General features: G+C 47.9%; 4 protein-coding genes and 2 pseudogenes. 1 reads left to right on the top strand and 5 read right to left on the bottom strand.

Annotated features, from left to right (window positions below; translation table 11 throughout):
* Positions 1 to 335: 335 nt before the first annotated feature.
* The 5 genes and pseudogenes from Q3H59_RS07685 to Q3H59_RS24690 form a co-directional block, all read right to left on the bottom strand.
* Positions 336 to 1,280, bottom strand: a complete 945-nt coding sequence (locus tag Q3H59_RS07685) for an ArdC family protein (RefSeq protein WP_048762570.1) — start codon at positions 1,278 to 1,280, stop codon at positions 336 to 338.
* Between the two features lie 464 nt (positions 1,281 to 1,744).
* Positions 1,745 to 2,059, bottom strand: a pseudogene (locus Q3H59_RS07680) (transposase); the annotation flags it as partial.
* A 64-nt stretch (positions 2,060 to 2,123) separates the two neighbouring features.
* Complete coding sequence (locus Q3H59_RS07675; protein ID WP_048762569.1) at positions 2,124 to 6,464, bottom strand: NACHT domain-containing NTPase; 4,341 nt, start codon at positions 6,462 to 6,464, stop codon at positions 2,124 to 2,126.
* A 1,186-nt stretch (positions 6,465 to 7,650) separates the two neighbouring features.
* A complete protein-coding gene (locus Q3H59_RS07670) occupies positions 7,651 to 11,979 on the bottom strand; it encodes a hypothetical protein (protein WP_309834139.1) in 4,329 nt (1,442 codons plus the stop codon).
* A 186-nt stretch (positions 11,980 to 12,165) separates the two neighbouring features.
* Positions 12,166 to 12,321 (bottom strand): annotated as a pseudogene (locus tag Q3H59_RS24690) (IS30 family transposase); the annotation flags it as partial.
* 715 nt (positions 12,322 to 13,036) lie between these two features.
* On the opposite strand from Q3H59_RS24690, the gene Q3H59_RS07660 reads away from it, so the two are divergent.
* Entirely contained in the window at positions 13,037 to 16,663 is a 3,627-nt protein-coding gene (locus Q3H59_RS07660) for a hypothetical protein (RefSeq protein WP_153263169.1), read from the top strand.
* Positions 16,664 to 16,728 lie beyond the last annotated feature (65 nt).

Below are 16,728 nucleotides of genomic sequence, written 5' to 3'. Positions count from 1 at the left end.
TTCCTTGTCCATCATCAATGCTGTCTTACGTCCGCTCTTCGCTCATTGTAGACCTTCCTTGTTCTTAAACCTAGCCGCTCCGTGCCATTAGCGGATGTTACCAAGTCCGCACTGCATTAATTAGGGGGGAGCACGTCACCAGATCAAGTCTGAGGCAATACATATAAAGGGCTGAGCGGGCTCTTTGCCGCCCGCCCTGCAGCCTGAGAATTTTCCTGGCATCAAGTACCAGGAAAATTCTCAGGGGGAATTATACCCCCTGAAACAAGCTTTACTCTTCCCACTTACCTACAAGATTAAAGCCACATTCTTTTGTTGCTTCTTTCCCCCTTCCCTCAGGCTTTATCCATCAAATAACGATGCGCTTTGGATGCCGCGCTGGCGGCCTTGAAAATATAGCGTTTGTCGTTCTTCAGTGCTTTCAGCCAGGAAGCGATATAGCTTTCATGCTGAACCTCTCCGACAATCCCCAAGTCTGCCATCAGGAACGTGCTTCCCAGTTCGGCGATCAACTCCTCAAAAGCATAATCTTCACTGCCAAACTTCCCTTTCATTTCTCGGTTCAGCCGACTTTTCGCCCCGCTCCAGTGAACCAGCTCATGCAGGCCCGTAGCGTAGAAATTGGCCGCGTCTGCAAAAAGATACCGTTCCGGTAAGCGGATTTCGTCAGTTGATGGTGCAAAAAAGGCATTCTGTCCCTTCTCGATGATTGTTGCACCACTGGTACGGAAAAGCGCTTCCGCACGCGGTAAGGGCTCAAAGGTCTCTGCCGGGAAAACTACTTCGTTACTCAGAGGCAAACCATCAATTTGCTCAACATTAAACACGGTGAACGTCTTCAGCATCGGGATATAGTCAGTTTCTCCGTCGTCATTTTCCTTTTCCAGCGTGGTATAGAAAAAGGCGGTAGTGCCGTGATCCCCTTTACGCACCTGCCCGCCTTCCGCTTGCGCCTGTTTGTAGGTCATCCAACGTGAATCACTGAATCCCTGCTCGGACGCACTGCTCCACAACAACATGATATTCATCCCACTGTAAGCAGCACCAGTAGCGTAATTTGAGGGTAATCCTGACATGCCCGTTACACGCTGCCACGGGCAGGACCACGGTTTAACGCCTGCTTCTAGCGCAGAAATAATGCTGTCAGTGACGGTCTGATAAATATCAGTTTTGGTTTTGGAAAATTTCGTTTTTGAGGAGCCTGACGGGTCCAGCGGGGATACGCTGGTCGCCGCTGCGGTGTTAGGGGCGCTAACCTGGGTATGCAGGTAAATAGTCATGATTTTTTCTCCGTCTGTGGTGTGATTTTCGTCTTCGTATCGCCTGACGGTTCGCTTTCCCGGCGTCGTTCCAGCCTGCAAGGACGCAGAATGCGTGCTATTTATCCTTGCGGGATGGGTTGTGTTGGGAAACGATTAGCCGGAAGCTGACGCGGGAACGGAAACCACACGAGAGAAAAAACTTATCCTGCATAGACGGGGTATAGCGCCCCTTGCTTCGCAGTGGTGAAATGGGTTTGAGTTTTGTAGTGATGTGATAGATGCCCTTCCCAACATAGCCAGTGCCATACTTTCACTGACTGCGTTAACTCCAGAGTGACATCACATGAACAAGATCAGAGTTGTAGGTATCGATATTGCCAAAGCTATTTTTTCAGGTATGTGTCTAGATGATTGATGGTTCGGTTGTCTGGAACAGAAAATATCGCGTCAGAAATTGCTGGATTCGCTTCGCCAGCTTGAGCCGGGTAACGCGTCATAAGTGTCCAGATTAATGAGAACTTTTCAGGAGTCTGACATCAAGAGCTCGATAGCTTTTTTCATTTATTATTTCAAAAACTTGTAACTTTTTCTTCAGCTGGCGTATTCCAGTTTATTCCGAGGTCATAGGAGGTTTTTTTGCGTTTTGCCCTGTAGATCCTTCCGAAACTGTTTTACCCATCGCGCCATTATGAAAAGGCCCCCCATAGCTCTGCTGCATCTGCAACGGTAGAGTTTGGGTCAAGAACCAGTTGAGCAAATTCGCGTTTGAACTCTGCGCTGAAATTTCTGCTTTCCAATGGGTACCTGTAATGTACTGAGGTGAGCATATCACTTCTATTCAGGTGGCCAAACAGTGTGCCACTACACATCTAACAGCGCTAGGGAGACAGGCCACGGCCTACCGGATGCGATGTCCGGATGGCGCGGCTCATCTTCTGGAGTTCCGTATTCATCCCTGCTGCAGTCTATCTTACGCATCCAGTAGGCAGCTACGTCATCGGGGCCTCCGTCCGTCATCAATTCAAACAATTTCATCCGTAAACTGCCTGCCGGAACGGGTACAATTTCAAACGTACCTTGCCACGTTTCTGACGGAATATCTTGGGTGATCATTTTATTTATTGTTCGCCAATCCATAAATCTACGATTCAAGCTCCTCTCAAAATTGAGCAGTAATAGTACTCCCTCTTCGTCTGGGCTCTGCGCAATAATACGGGTGAGCGCCTCAAGGCCCGGTGAGATTGGTCCATCTATCAACAAACCGTATATGTACGCACGCAAACCAGAATGAATCTCAAGCAGGTTCCCAAGTATTTTCTCAAAATGCCAGTTATCACTGGATCGGCTTTCAAATACACCCTGAGCAGTTAAGTCGATGATACGGCGCACCGAAGATAGTGTTTCAAGACGTAAAGCGGTGGTTCTCCAGTGGTAGTTCGCATAGAGGCTTGTGTTTTCTTCGGCTAACTTGAAAAGGGCATCTTCTGCATATGGAGAAGGTGAATGGCAAAATCCTCTGACCATCTCTTCCAAAAAATAGGGATCCCGATATGAGGCAGGCAGACTACGAATGACGCTCAAGGCTTCTTCAGGCTCCTTCATAAACGGTAAAAGCCGTAACCACGCTTTTAATTGATACCCTTGCCCCTCGCTTAATATCCACGGTTCAGCGATTGCTGCCTCTATAAGCTCAACGGTACTTTCAACAACGACCTTTGTATCTATACCATCTCCCGATAGCACGATGCTGGTAAGCAAATCTGCTCGTATTTGCCTCGGTGCAACTGCAATGAGAGTTTTGATAACATCATCACGCCGCCCATGGGGCAACTGCGATGCAATAATACCCAGTTCGACAGCAAGCTGTTTTTGTTCGCTCGTCGCGTCTTGCGTAATCAGTTGGTCAATTGCGTTAAATATAGCTTCTGCTTCAAGAGATGTTTCATCAGGGGAGTGGGTTAGAGCCATATGTTTCGCCTTCACATTTGAGAAATCAACACCACTTAAAAATCGTTTTCCACTTGATGGAGCGTTTAACGTTCGCCATTGTTCGGCAAGGACTCGTGCCGCTAGCGCACCAAAATATTTGTCACACAGATACGTCTGCATAATTGCAGTTGTTTCTGGAGATTGAATTGCCTGAAAGGCGCTCTGATATTCGTTGAGCATCGGGGTTCTAGCCTCATTAACCGCTTCGCATGGTCTCCACCCGGCTGTCTCCGCTTCTTTTCGAAACTCTCTGTAACGCTGGAGGTTATCGTCCAGCAGTTGTTTCAAAAGAGGTAACTGTTTCACTGATGGGGCAAGACTCGCAAGCATTGCAACTCTTGCTTTTACCCTACGCTTTGCTTTTTTCGAAGCAAGCATACGATTAGCCCACTCTTCAAATAACCGTTGTATCACCAGAATAGTGTCTGCATCGAAAGATCTGCTATAAGATTCCTCACCGTTGGGATGGGATAAAAGCAGGTCAGTAAACAATTCAATTAGCCTGTCTTCGGCCGGTACAGCTCGCTTGAGAATAGCGTCAACAAGGCTTGAACCTTGGGCAGAGCCAATACGAGTTCTCAGCCCTTGATAGCGTTTCCATTTGGCCTCTTCGTATTTACCTTCCGCCTGATTACATAACTCAAGATCGGCCAATACATCAATAAGATGACCAACAGCCCCTGGCCCAAGTACTGAGGCCGCGGCGTTAGCACGAGCGTCATAGTCTTCAGGGTTAACCAGCACCAGATTCACCAGCATTTCATCTTCTAAAGTAAATCTGGCTGATGCCAGAATAGCGCCCACACTAGTACAAAGTGATCGTCCAGCCCTTACACGCTCTAATAATCCCTCTGCAACAGTTTGAGGATAACTGCGGTGTAGCTTATCGATCAGCTGTTCTTCATTTGATTCAATCTCCATTGTGCTGATGATGCCAACTAATTCAGCGTAATCGTCCTCAGTATTCTCTGTAGCGATCAGCGCGCGAAGCCGATTAGAGGGTGATACGGCCTGCATTTCTTGCCGCTTATGTGCTGTCGCGAGTATTTCTCTAACGTTTTCATCCTGTATCTCATCGGCAACGCCTTTGCTCACAATCAGATCTAAGATTGTGCTATTCACCTCTCGCAACATTTCAGCCACATGGAGATCTGCTCGCCGAAATACCAAAGCATCAATGACAGAGACTTGGACCTGCGAATCAGGGTCATTCTTCGCAATGGAGACAGCAAGATCGAGGCCATCGATACCACTGCGAGATGCTATCTCGGATAAAAGTAATGAACGCATTCTGGGAGACAGGGTATTGATTATTTCTCCTGCCACCTCCCCGAAAATCGAAGTCCTGAATATTCTGCAATTGCGTAAAGCATGAAGGCTGATCTGCTCATCTTCATCAGAGATCAACGGCCAGACATAATCAAGGAATTCAGGACGGCCAGATGTAATCATGAAACGGACAGCGCGATCCACTGTTCCTGGCACATGCCAATGAGCCACGAGATTCTGAATAACAGTCGATATTTGCGACCATACATCGTCTGTTGATCGAAAAATCATCTCTGCAGCGAGAATTGGGTCGACCTCAAATGCAGCAATTATCGCCTTGCTACAAATAACCTGCTGTTTCGCATCACTGTATGCCATACGCTCTATGGCAAAAAGTATGGCTTCTTCCCATCTGGGATAGTTAAATACCTCTGCTTTAAGTGCTTCTCGTGTTTCCCGGGCATTGATGTCCGCAATCAACCGGCGTTCAACCAAGTGAGAGGCATACCATTCCTGAAATTGCTGATGCTGAAACGAATAACCAGGAGTATTCCCTGTACGCATCAGTACATGATTGCTGACGAGCACATCTAGTACAATTTCTGGTTGGGGTTTGATTGCTATCTGCCCGCTGTCCACCAGCAAAGTTGCCGTGTCGGATATCGATTTCCGTGCACTAAAGTCAACAATAGTTGAGTTAACTAACCGCGTGGCGACTTCAGCTAGCCCTTTCATGTAGTCTTGCTGAAATCCATAAGTACCGGAATACAACGCTTCGGCATGACTTGCTTCCTTTTCATGCGCCTCAACAAAATGCCGAAGTATTTGTTCTTTTGTTGTCGGAACCGGGGCGTTTTCTGGAAGTGAGGTCAACGCCATCAGATAGAGAGGTATTGTTACAAGTTCACGTAGGCCAGCGGTACGCCAGGCTTGATCCAAGATCCTTTTGCCATAATTCCCGCGTAAGGCAACTGCGATCTGGATTTGCTGATCCTGATTAAGCGGTAAAAGTGTTACATGTGTTCCTTCAAAAGGAATGTCCCGAGATTGCTTACGCGTCGAGATGATAAAGCTAAGTTCAGGCAGCTCTGCTTTGAGTCTGGTGATTTGAGTTCGAGCACGGGTACGTGCGCTAGCATCCAATTCGTTCCAACCATCGAGTAGTAACACAACACCAGGGTGATTAGCGACCTTACGCAAGTCATCCTCTGAAACATCTCGGAAAGCGGGTCGTTTAAGAATAGAGTCGAGGATCGTCGTATTTTCGGTAGCCCAATCCCCCAGCGACACGACAAGAGGCGTACCAAGGTTTGTAGCCAACATACTTTCCGCTATCTGGAAAAGCGTTGTGGTTTTACCCATTCCTGGCCCGGCGACAAGAATTAAATCATCCAGCCTTATAGCCATCCCTGCGATCGCACTGGTTATTACTGGCTCATCTAAACCTTGAATATCTAACATGAGAGCCACAGACGAACCAGGCCATTTATGGGTTCGACGGAATACCTCGAGATCATTTACGGCAGCAACCCGAGCCCGCATCACTACCTCTGTATCTGCACACCCTCCAGTACCACGAACCACATCGCTATGCAGTACCCTCTTCCAAGCTTCTATTTCTGCCTCTCGTTTCCACTTGAGCAGTTTCTCTACGGTAAACTCTGGATCGCTTGAATCTATTGCTTTACCGTGATCGCGGCACATCCACATACCGTTCTTGGCAGAAGATCGCTCCTCCGGTGACATATTCCCGTCATAGCGAGGCCCACCCGGAGCAGCAGCACATATATGTGCTGCTGTACCGATGTTGATTTCACTTTCCCCATCTGACGTTGCGCCTACTGTCCACTTACGGCACATAGGGAATGAGCATAACCATCCAACACGCTTCGCGATCTGGAGTTTGGTTCTCTCAGAGAAATCATCTCGATTATTCTTGGCCATGCACCCTCAGCAAACACTATGAATATTTACCAAGAAATATATCTGAATCCAAAGCTCATTGGGAAATTATTCAGTGCATTGATGTGATAAATAACCAATTAATTTTAATTAATTTCAATTATATAGCTGACGAGAGGTATGATTTCCAAGGAAGCAATCAGAAGCTGGTAGCGATTCGTTCAAGGAGTTAATGTCAGACATTGGCAATACACACATTCATCTCCTCATATCATTGATAATTTTGGGTTGAACGGTATGTTCGACATCAATAACCACATCTAATCAATGGCTATATAATTAGCATCATCTATAGCGGAGATACTCAATGAACGTAATCAGGTTTCTGGAACAGCGTACTAAATTTATCCACTAACTGTACCCTGTTTCAGTAGTTCCCTTCATTGAGCGTATAGGGCTGATCGAGGCTGAAGAGACACCGTTTGAACCTCCCTATAGCGAAAATAGCGAGCCTGCGTTCCTGGAGGATTGGCAGGAGGCATAAAAATTTCCTTCTGTTTCTCGGTCAAACGTGTGTGTCAAGGTTAGCTGGTGCTTCGCACCTCTATAGTTACGTGGAAGCAGAAGGTTTAGATCAAACGCGAGCCAAGTGAAAAGAAAAAGATGTTTAAAAATCGGGGGTGGCTCCTGGGTTATCAGACAGTGTTTGCGGAAAACTTGGGGTACGTTTTGTAGACAGTGGTGTGAACATCGCTATGCTGAACAACTCGTTTTGGCGCAAAATCAGATGCAGCACTCTAAGACTTTATTGCGTATCACACCAATATACGCACCGAGTGCTCTGGTTAAACATCTAAATCCTTTTTTCCTTAGCGACCATGAACGCGTACTACTCATTGATATTGAGATCAAAGGCAGTAATGTAGATAACATGTGGTTGCTGAGAAACACGCTGTATGTTAATAGCCAGAAGCTCGAAACAGTATTTTCAAAGGTCAGAAAATTCTCCACCTGGTTCGATAGAGCGTACCCTTTGCGGTTGTCCCCCCGCAAAGGGCAAAAATAACAACCTGCTATAAATGCTTAAGATTAACAAAATCCCCCTGTCAATTATCACCAATGGTGAGAATTTGATCCGTAAGCAAAACATTTTCAATGTGTCGATCCCGATAAATCACATAAAAATCCATGCATTAGGCATGGATAGGCTGCACTGCTTTGCTACATATCAGAGCCACGGCCATTGAGTTTGCTTCATGGTTTTAGTCCAAAAAAGTGAATCTTTTAGCTTTGTTCGTCGCTTCTTGCTCGCTGAGTTAAGCAGATCCATATTCAGATCCCAGTATTTGCGTAAAGATAATTTAAGTACTTTCAAGCGGCATCGCTTTAGCCACAATCTCGCTCTTTTATCCATAGTTGCCCCCAATAGCAAGTGTGCAGCGATTGCCTCACTATCGATAGTCGCCTGGATATAACAGTTGAACCAGTGTCGGGCCCAGCGATTTCGCTCGAAATTTTGGCGGCTGGTTATGTATACGTCTTCCAGCCAACCACCACATGGTATTCGCTTTTCGACCTCCCCCCAAGCAAGCTCCACTCTTTGACTTTCGTTGGCAAAACCCAGTAGTGTAGCGGACATTGCCAGTGACTCTGTATCTCCAGAACTCACAAGCTCAAGTACCTTGTCTACCAACCATGCCGTTTGCCCATGATCTTCAATCTGATTCAAAAGATCGGCAATATCCTGATCGTTAACAACATCCATAAGGGCTTTATTGCGAGCCACATCAGCTATATCGTTCAAAGCTATAAACGGCAGGCAAGCCATGCCCGTTATTTTGAAAGAGTCATCTTTCATTGCCTTTTTGAAGTTGTCCCAAAGTATCAATCCCAATTCGGGGCGTCGGCTCATCAATGCTTCCGCCATCACAAGCAATGGAAACGCAGCCATTAAGTCGACGCTGGATACTCTAATCTCATTCTTAATCTTCTGCTCCAACCAACACCAGAAGTCCTCATCTACACGGTCAAGCAACGTGGCAACTGCAGGCTTATGATTAATCAGAGGGTCAATATTTATACTTCTTCCGGGTGAGTGAAGCCCGTCAATTGCACCTCGGATATAATTCTCATAGCTTCGAATAGCATCTGGATTATCTGGCTCACGTTGCAACCAAAACGCCATAATTTCCTTATCGGCCCGCTCCAACAGCTCAGGGCGCTTAAGAGCCATGCTTGCATTCAACAAGGAAACAGATCGATTGTAGCGTTGCTTTCTGTCGGTAACGTTGTTAGCCGTCCAATTGCTGTTTGCAATAATATTGTAGACAACGGGATTAGTGGAGTAAGCGGAAAGCCCAATAGCCAACTCTGCAATTTCCTCATCTACATGACAAAGCAATGCAGGGAGCTCCGACCACCCATCGATCGAGCTACTATCGGCAAACTCTTCGAACAACATGAGCCAACTCAGTACCGTCTCGCGGTTACTTTCAATCTCAAATCGCCCAAGGATCGACCTAATGTCATCTTGAGTAAAATTTAACAGATCAATATTGATGCTACCCATTAGCCTCCGATCGCACGCTTCCTTTAGTAAAAACTCCAGTTGCGCCAATCCATTACGGCTAGCAAGTTGCAGATCCAGACGTCTGGCGTGCCACCAGTTGAGCTCCTTATGTATTTCAGGAGAATTTTCCTTTAGGACAAAATCGATCCCTGCTTCAAGTACATTGCGTTCATCATCGTTCAATATTGTCAGGAAACCGCGCATTTGCCTCAAAAGCTGTCGAAGAGGTACAGCTGTCATTCTTTCAGCGCCAGTAACCCTCTCACCAACAACCTCGCGTAGCCGGTTCGGATTGGTTCTCGCCAGAATCAGCAATTTGCGACTTGAGGTAACATCAACATCAAAATCAGCAGGACGAATGTGCTCGGTGTCTTTGATCTTATCGGGATCAACATCAACCCTAGGGTTAAGAATGTCATCTTCTGGCATTATAGGGCGTCGACCCGACGTATTGCTAATGGGCCCTACTGATGTATTTAGTTGCCGGCGCTTGTTTTCAGATTGTGGATCGGCGAGAGCTTCAAGAAGCCAGCGCGCAGCGTCAAGCGCTAGCTGATGCCCGGTCTCGTGCAGTCTGTCGACAAGGTCTAACATCTTATTACGTGTTTCCACCGAATCCATACGATTAAGCCGCAACATCCAGGCCAGCTCATCAAAATGACTGTTACTGCCCATCACCGCCCGCGAAATACCCCAGGCAGCGATTGCTTCGATGAAGCGAGCCCGCGGCAATAATGAGATGATGCCGAAGACACGATGACTGAGCCAACTCGGGTTACCGGGACCGCAAAGTTCTATCGCCGGAAAAGCTTCGCGCCCCTCAAATTGCTGCCACGCATCTAGGTTTGCGGCTGTCTTTTCTTGCCGTCGCAGCGAATTTGGCGACGTCTGATCAATACGTCCCAAGACGGTACCTTGTAGCGGGTCACTCCAGAGCAAACCAAGCCAATATGTGATTTTAGCCTCGATCAACGGTGCGACAGCCTCGAACTGATAAGCGTTAGCCAGTCCCTTGATCATAATTTCATCTTTTACGATTGAACCAGAGCTCTCCCCGAGCCAAATCTCCTCTACGATTTGCAGGACTAGTTCAACATCAAGCCCGATGATTCGCCAAAAAGCTTCAAAATCGAGACTCGAGAAATTCTGCTCGGATATCCATCGGCTAAGCAGTGCCCGTCGAACCTGACGTGAGACAGTATTGTCGAGCAAGGCTGTAGTGACAGCTGCTCTGAGTATTTTCACGCCAAGGCTCTGCCCACTAAAGGGGTCGATATGTTCAGCGATAATATCGTTGGCTGTGGCATTCCCATCAGTTGGTTTCAGATGGTGGACCAAAGCCATCCCCAACGCGAATGGTATCAGTGTGGGATTGACTTGGAACCGGTTGGCTTGTCCAGTGGGAACAAGCCATTGTCCAGAAATCAGTTCAGCAACCGTTGATAGCAGATCTGCTCGATCTTTACCGCTGTCTCGCCCCAACTGTTCAATAACACTATGCCGGGTAAGGCTTGTATTATCGATTGAGCTACGCAACTGCATGCCGAGTTCCGTAATAAACATTTGAAACTCGGCATCGCTTATCGCCAACTGTGCGCCACGCAACTCAATACGATGTTTCCAGTCTTCGAATGCAAGCCGTTCCGGCGTGATGTCACCACTCGCAATCAATTCCTGCTGTAGCTCAATCGCCAAAGCTGACAAGCGCGGAACCTTCATCAACGAAAGCATGGCGGTGCTAAAGTTCTCTCTGCTTAAATCATGTTCCTTGAGCAACGCATCAAGTTCACTGTCGTCAAAACGGTCTACCCGAATTTCGCTTGGTCTTGGGATCAAGGACCCGAGTTTTTGCAAATCATTCCAGTGGTCGGGCCAACAACTCATCAGAATAGAGATGCGATGGTTCCACTTGTCATCGAAAGCAGGCTGAATGAGGTCTGCCCAATCTTTTTTTTGCCAGTACTGATTTAATCCATCAATCATCAGCAAGATCTGTGGCCCGTCCGTTCTAAGCTTTACCCATTGCGCTATTCGACGTTGCCAGAACTGAACGCTGCCATGGCTAAGACGCTTTTCAAGAAACTGTGCAATTAATTCACTGAGCGAACCCTGCCCAACCTCCTTTGCAGGTACAAAAAGAGTCAAGGGAAGATCAGCCGCGGCGTTGATCCGTGCGTGCCACCATGACAAAAATAGCCAAGTCTTGCCCAGCCCTTCATCCCCAAGCAGCACTGAGGGCCTACCTGATGTAACCCATTGATCAAGTTGCATTTCATATCTAGGACGAGGAATTCTAGCGCGACCTGGATCGAGTACATCATTGAACTTCCCCCCGAGTCTGCTGGCGGCATTACGGTCATTGCTCAGACCAGTAAGCATCCATTGCTTCATTGCCTCAGTCGCAGCTGCATAGCCGATATCAGGAGCAGTTAGCCGGCACTGGAGGCGATCTGCTGCAGCAAGAAATTCTGGGTGGGATCGGATAGCCGCGGTTATTTCATTGATGTTATCAATACCGTTAAGGTGTCGGTTGAGCGCAGTTTTGGCCTGGATACACAGGACAGCAAGGTCGGGAAGTTGCCCCGGTTCGGCGGGCCAGTCGAGTATCAGTACGGTGATACCAAGCCCCTTCCCTACTAGCGTTAGCTCTTCGTTATCGGTAGCACTGATTGCTCTTGTTGCTGCAAGTATCCAAAGATCCGTTCCATTCTCGCTACGACTTGTTTCAAAAAGCTTGGCCTTTAGAGCATCCACTTTTAGGGTTGTGTTTTCTCCGTAACGTTTTGCTTCAAGAGCAACTTCGAAGAGGTTTAAACCAAGCGAGCGAACATCCGATCCGCCTTGCGGCCCAGACTTAGCAAGTCCAAAATTAAGTTTAGTCACTTCGACCAATATGTCGCGAAGCAATCCTTCAAAACCAAGCGAACCAGCAGGGTCTAATGAACGCAAGGCCTTAGCCAATTGTGACTTGGCATCATTAAATTCCATTCTTTGCCTCATGAAACGTTTTGAGTATCGCAGAACAATCAAGAATACAGCTATAGAGATGAACGCCCGGCGTTGATAGCATCGATTTCCCATCATGAATGATGTTGCAGCACCAATCAGGATCCGTTCTCGATGTTCGCTTTAGCTTTGAGTTCAAATGATCAATGCAACACACTGGTTAAATCGCTATACGGGTGATTCATATTCTAGCGTTTTTCTCGGTCTCTCGGTGAGCTATGGGTCAACACTATAGAATCTTTGTTGGCAATGAATTGATAAGTCAGTTCCTTTTGGAAAATACTGTCTTAGTAACCTGTTCGTGTTTTCATTTGATCCACGTTGCTAAGGAGATTGAGATCACAAAAATGGACCTGAATGTCTGTGGTTACAGTAAATAGGGTGTAGTTGGTCATTTAAGAGCCCCGGTCCTAGGTTAATATTTTATACGATTCAGCAGGTAATTCTTGGAATTGTTTGATGAGCGCAGATAGACGGTCGCAGTCTTGTAATCAATGATTTTGGCCAGCATAAAAAAGAGACAATGGCATTCTATTAGATTGATAAGTATTAGTTTTTATAACCCTATATCAGGTCGACTTCCAGTGACCGGGTATGGCTATGCTTGCAACATAGAGTGGTCTTTCGCAGATGGATATCGGATCCGGGATTGGCTCTAATCCTTTCCCTTTAAGCGATGTTGCTCAGGGAGCAAATCTGATGCACTTTTCTGCAATGATTTTCACAATGCGGGCGTTCCAACACTTGCAGGGCTAAAACCTAAGGGTATTATCCCATAGTGAGTTGTCAGAATTTGCTACACGATATAACTTTCAACCTCCGTGCCAGTGAGTCTCGCGGCTGATTGTCGAAGGGCTCTTGAGAATTTATTAGCGATCTACCTAATGCTGAGTTTTGCCACCAGCCCTCCGGATATATCTTCTCTTTCGTCAAGGTTAAGAGATAACTGGTGCAGTTTTCGAGTGGGAGGACGATACCCACCATTTTGCTGGATAACTTGACGCGTGAGAATGTGAGCCTTGTACTCAAGGAAAAAATTGTGGAAGGATTTGAAGAAGTCCCCCCGTTAGACGGAATGTTTGCACCGTTAGATGTTCGCAGCGAGCTTAAACAGGCGTTCGTACGATGGCTGCCCAGACCCTACTACACCCGCGTCGCTCTTGGATCAGGAGAAAAGGTGAATGAGCTGGATCTGCTTAGCCTGTGCGAACATTGGCGCCTGGAGTATCCCGGAGAAGCGAAAGACCTGGCAAAAAGCTGGGACGAATCAGAAGAACGGAAGGCTGATGATGGTCCGTTTTTCAACGAACTCGTCCGCTTGGGCTGGGTTTTCTTTGATGGTGGCCGCTGGATCATGCAGGGAACCCCGCTGGGAACACTTTCTCTCATCAACTATCCGAGCCCGAGTACAAAAATCTTTCTTGAGGGTCTCAGCAAGCCCCGACTTATTGCAAAGACTGACCAGCAACCGACGGCAGTTCTTGCTCTCGCAAAGAAAATTCTGGCTGAGTTTTGGCTTGAGCAGTACGTTCCGATTGAAAATCCGGAGTGGTTCCTGAGTCGATTATGGGAGCGACTTTGCCCTGCCGAGCCTATTAATACTGAAAATAATGTGACTTCATTGCAGGCGCCCGTGTCTGAAAATAGGGCTTCATTTAAAGCTGCCAATACTGACGCTGTAGACTGTGCTTTCCTCGAGTGGGCAGCTTGGTGCCATGTCATTAGAGGTTATGGTAAATGGGAACGTCAATGGTCGCTCTCACAGCAGCGATTCTGTCGTGAGGCGGCGCACCGCGCCCTGGCTCGTCAAACGCTGTGGAACGGGTGGGACTGTGATCTTGCTCGTTATGTAAAGGTACTGCAGGAAACATATGCGATCCCTCTGAACCAACTGCGATTCGCAAGCAGTGCGGGAAAGGCGCTACCGCGTACCATAGTTGCAAGGGCCGGCTGGCTTGCAAGTCGCGAAGTCGAACACCTCATGATGGAGCGGCTCATGATGCAACGGCACGGTCCGAATACGGTCAACTTTGCGTTTGGTCTGCTATGTTCCGAACTTGAAAAGACCGATATTGGGCCAGGCATCATGGCTGCAGCTGAGGCAATTCTGTCTTACGCGGTGAATCATCCTATGGCTTTGTTGCAGCTCCGATTCCGTGTCGATTCCAATCCTGGGCTGCTGGTCGATATGCTTTTATACCGGCCAACTGCATGCCTAGCGGCCAAATGGACTATTGAGTGGCAGCCAAAATCGGGTCGCAACAATGATCTTAACAGAGGCCGTGAAGCTCAAACCAAAACATTTGCGGTGCAGGATTCCCTGTCGGTCATTGCTTACCATTTAAACGCAAGTTCGATAAGTCTTGAGGAGTGCGCGTCTTTGATTACCTGGTGCTATACCAGTAGCACTGGCATGGGACGGGCCATTGCAGATCCCCGTCGGCCCGTTGGGCGCCAGCTTCTGGGGATATTCGCCAAGCAAAATGAACAAGTTCAATCTGAAGTGTTACGACACCTCGTGGACCAAGCTGCCTATGAGAACAATATACCCCGCGCGTGTTTTTCCGGTGTACTGGATGGGATGAATAGCCTCCCACTGGTGACGGAGGCTGCAATAAGGCCAGTTATTGCACTCTACTCAGTGTTTGCGCGCAAGCAGCGCCTAGATTGGACAGACGTTGCAGGGTTATCGTCAGACATGGCCGGGCGCCTCGTTGCAGCCGCGTTTGCGCAAGCCACTTCTGACCGTGATACATTTCTGATTCCATTTGACGGCATGGAGCTTATTCATGAGGCTTCGCGCGATGAGGAACCCACTGTCCGCTCCTCTGTTGCCCGGACGATGAGAATACACATACGACTGCTCGCACGTGCTGTATCGGGCTGGCCTTACGAAACCTTACCTTCGGTGCTCTGCGAAGTCCTTAAAAAGCTTATTTCACGCAGTGTTATTGAGCATGATGAAAAAGGGAGAATTGGCGCCCTTACGGACAGGTATAGCCCCACACACTCTCAGAGTCGGGAAACGGGGTCACCTGCACAGGATCTTGCATCCGCGTGGAGTAAACTGGACAAAAGCAATCAGGGAGACTTGTTGCAGGTATTCGGACAATCTGACGATCCCGTTTTTCTCGCCGAGCTTTGTCAGTTCCTGCCCACTACAGCAAAGCCCGGTATCAAAGCAAGATTGCGGCAACTCAAACCAGCTGAAGCATCGGTATTCTGGACCTGGCCCGAGCTACACCATCGTATTGAAACCTTATTGATTGCTGGGGAATATGAGCTTGCCCGGGAACATCTGGAGGATGTCAGGCAGGACGTAGGTAAGGCACCCCAGCAGTACTGGCTTGCACTTTTTGCTCTGGAGTTACAACTGTTTTTAAAAGAGGAGAAATGGACTGCACTGGATAGCACGACGATCCCCTCGAAGCTGGATGCGGCGACAGCACGGCAAGCCAATGATCAGCTTGACTTCTACAGAGCGACCTCGCAGCTTTTGCGCCCTGGTGGCGATCTTGCAAGTGCCCGGACTGAGCTGCAGCGTCTTTCATCACAACCGGGTGCAAGTTCGACATATAGAGATAACTATTTTGCTGTCGCTATTCAACAGATTATTGGACCCACTTCTCACCCGCTGAGTGGGGCGGACAAGTTGACCGGAGAACGTCTGCTTGGAGAAATTAACAACGCTGTTGCTGCTGATAACAAGCTTGCAAGTAATTCATTACTTGCCAATCGTGCATATCTCTTATTCGCCCTACAAAGGCCTGCAGCAGCCCTAGAAAGCGTAGCTAAACGTCGCAGTGAAGTGCGAAGCTCAGAGTTAGAAATGGTCGTCGTACTTGCAAAATACGAGATGGGGCATCAGGACGAGGCGATGGCAATTCTTGATACGGCCATTAAAGAATTCGAGACGGACAAGCGTCTTGTCTTGTTGAAGGAGGACCTACAGGCGGGTACTCCTGCATCCAGTGTCACTTCTGCAACGGTTGCTGTCGACTCTGTTTCATCTATACGTGCCGCCTTGCAGCAGTTGTCTCAGCTCCCAATTTCCCTGGTCGGAGACGTTCTCGGTCCACCTGGGCTTGGTTTCCGTGGATATCTTATACGAGAAGTCTCCAAAGCCGTGGCATCACTTCAACGTATAGCAGGGATGCTCCGCGACAGGAAAAACTCAGCGGATGAAGCAAGGATCGAGAATGACCTTAACAGTGCAGTGCGAGAGATTCTAAGTGCCTCCCTCGCATTAGCTAAATGGGATGTTGCTGACCAGTCTCTCGGTGGAATAACGGCAAACGGAAATCCCGGCGAGAGAGACGCGGTCATTCGGGTGTCGGGACAAGAAATATCTGTTTATGAAGCACTCGTTTGTAAAGGGTTAGACAGGACAAACATCAAGAAGCATTTCGACAAGCTGCTGGCATACGGAACTTGCGATATCTATTTTCACGTTATTTACTCGTATGCACAGGATGTAAAACCCCTCCTTGATTATGTCAGGAGAATGCTTGAGCATGAAATTTTACCATCGCTCTCATACCGTGGTTGCGAGGCATTGACGCCTCCTGATTTTGAGACAAGCGGCTATTTAGCGACCTATAACGTCGACCATCGGGAAATAGCTGTAGTGTTCCTGATTGCTGACCTTAAAACCCGAACCGCCTGAGCTGGTGCTGAGGATTCAGACGGTCACTTAAACGCCCTATTGATATGCGACTGATGGAGGAGTGG

The organism is Pantoea sp. SORGH_AS_0659, from assembly GCF_031453915.1.
GTDB classification, from domain to species: Bacteria; Pseudomonadota; Gammaproteobacteria; order Enterobacterales; family Enterobacteriaceae; genus Pantoea; species Pantoea leporis.
Note: the sequence above shows the minus strand (reverse complement) of the source record. Positions and strands in the feature narration are given on the sequence as shown.

What these genes read in the sequence shown, in the direction of transcription:
- Q3H59_RS07670 (WP_309834139.1), bottom strand. Translation starts at nt 11,979, where the DNA reads ATGGAATTTAATGATGCCAAGTCACAATTGGCTAAGGCCTTGCGTTCA.
- Q3H59_RS07685 (WP_048762570.1), bottom strand. Translation starts at nt 1,280, where the DNA reads ATGACTATTTACCTGCATACCCAGGTTAGCGCCCCTAACACCGCAGCG.
- Q3H59_RS07675 (WP_048762569.1), bottom strand. Translation starts at nt 6,464, where the DNA reads ATGGCCAAGAATAATCGAGATGATTTCTCTGAGAGAACCAAACTCCAG.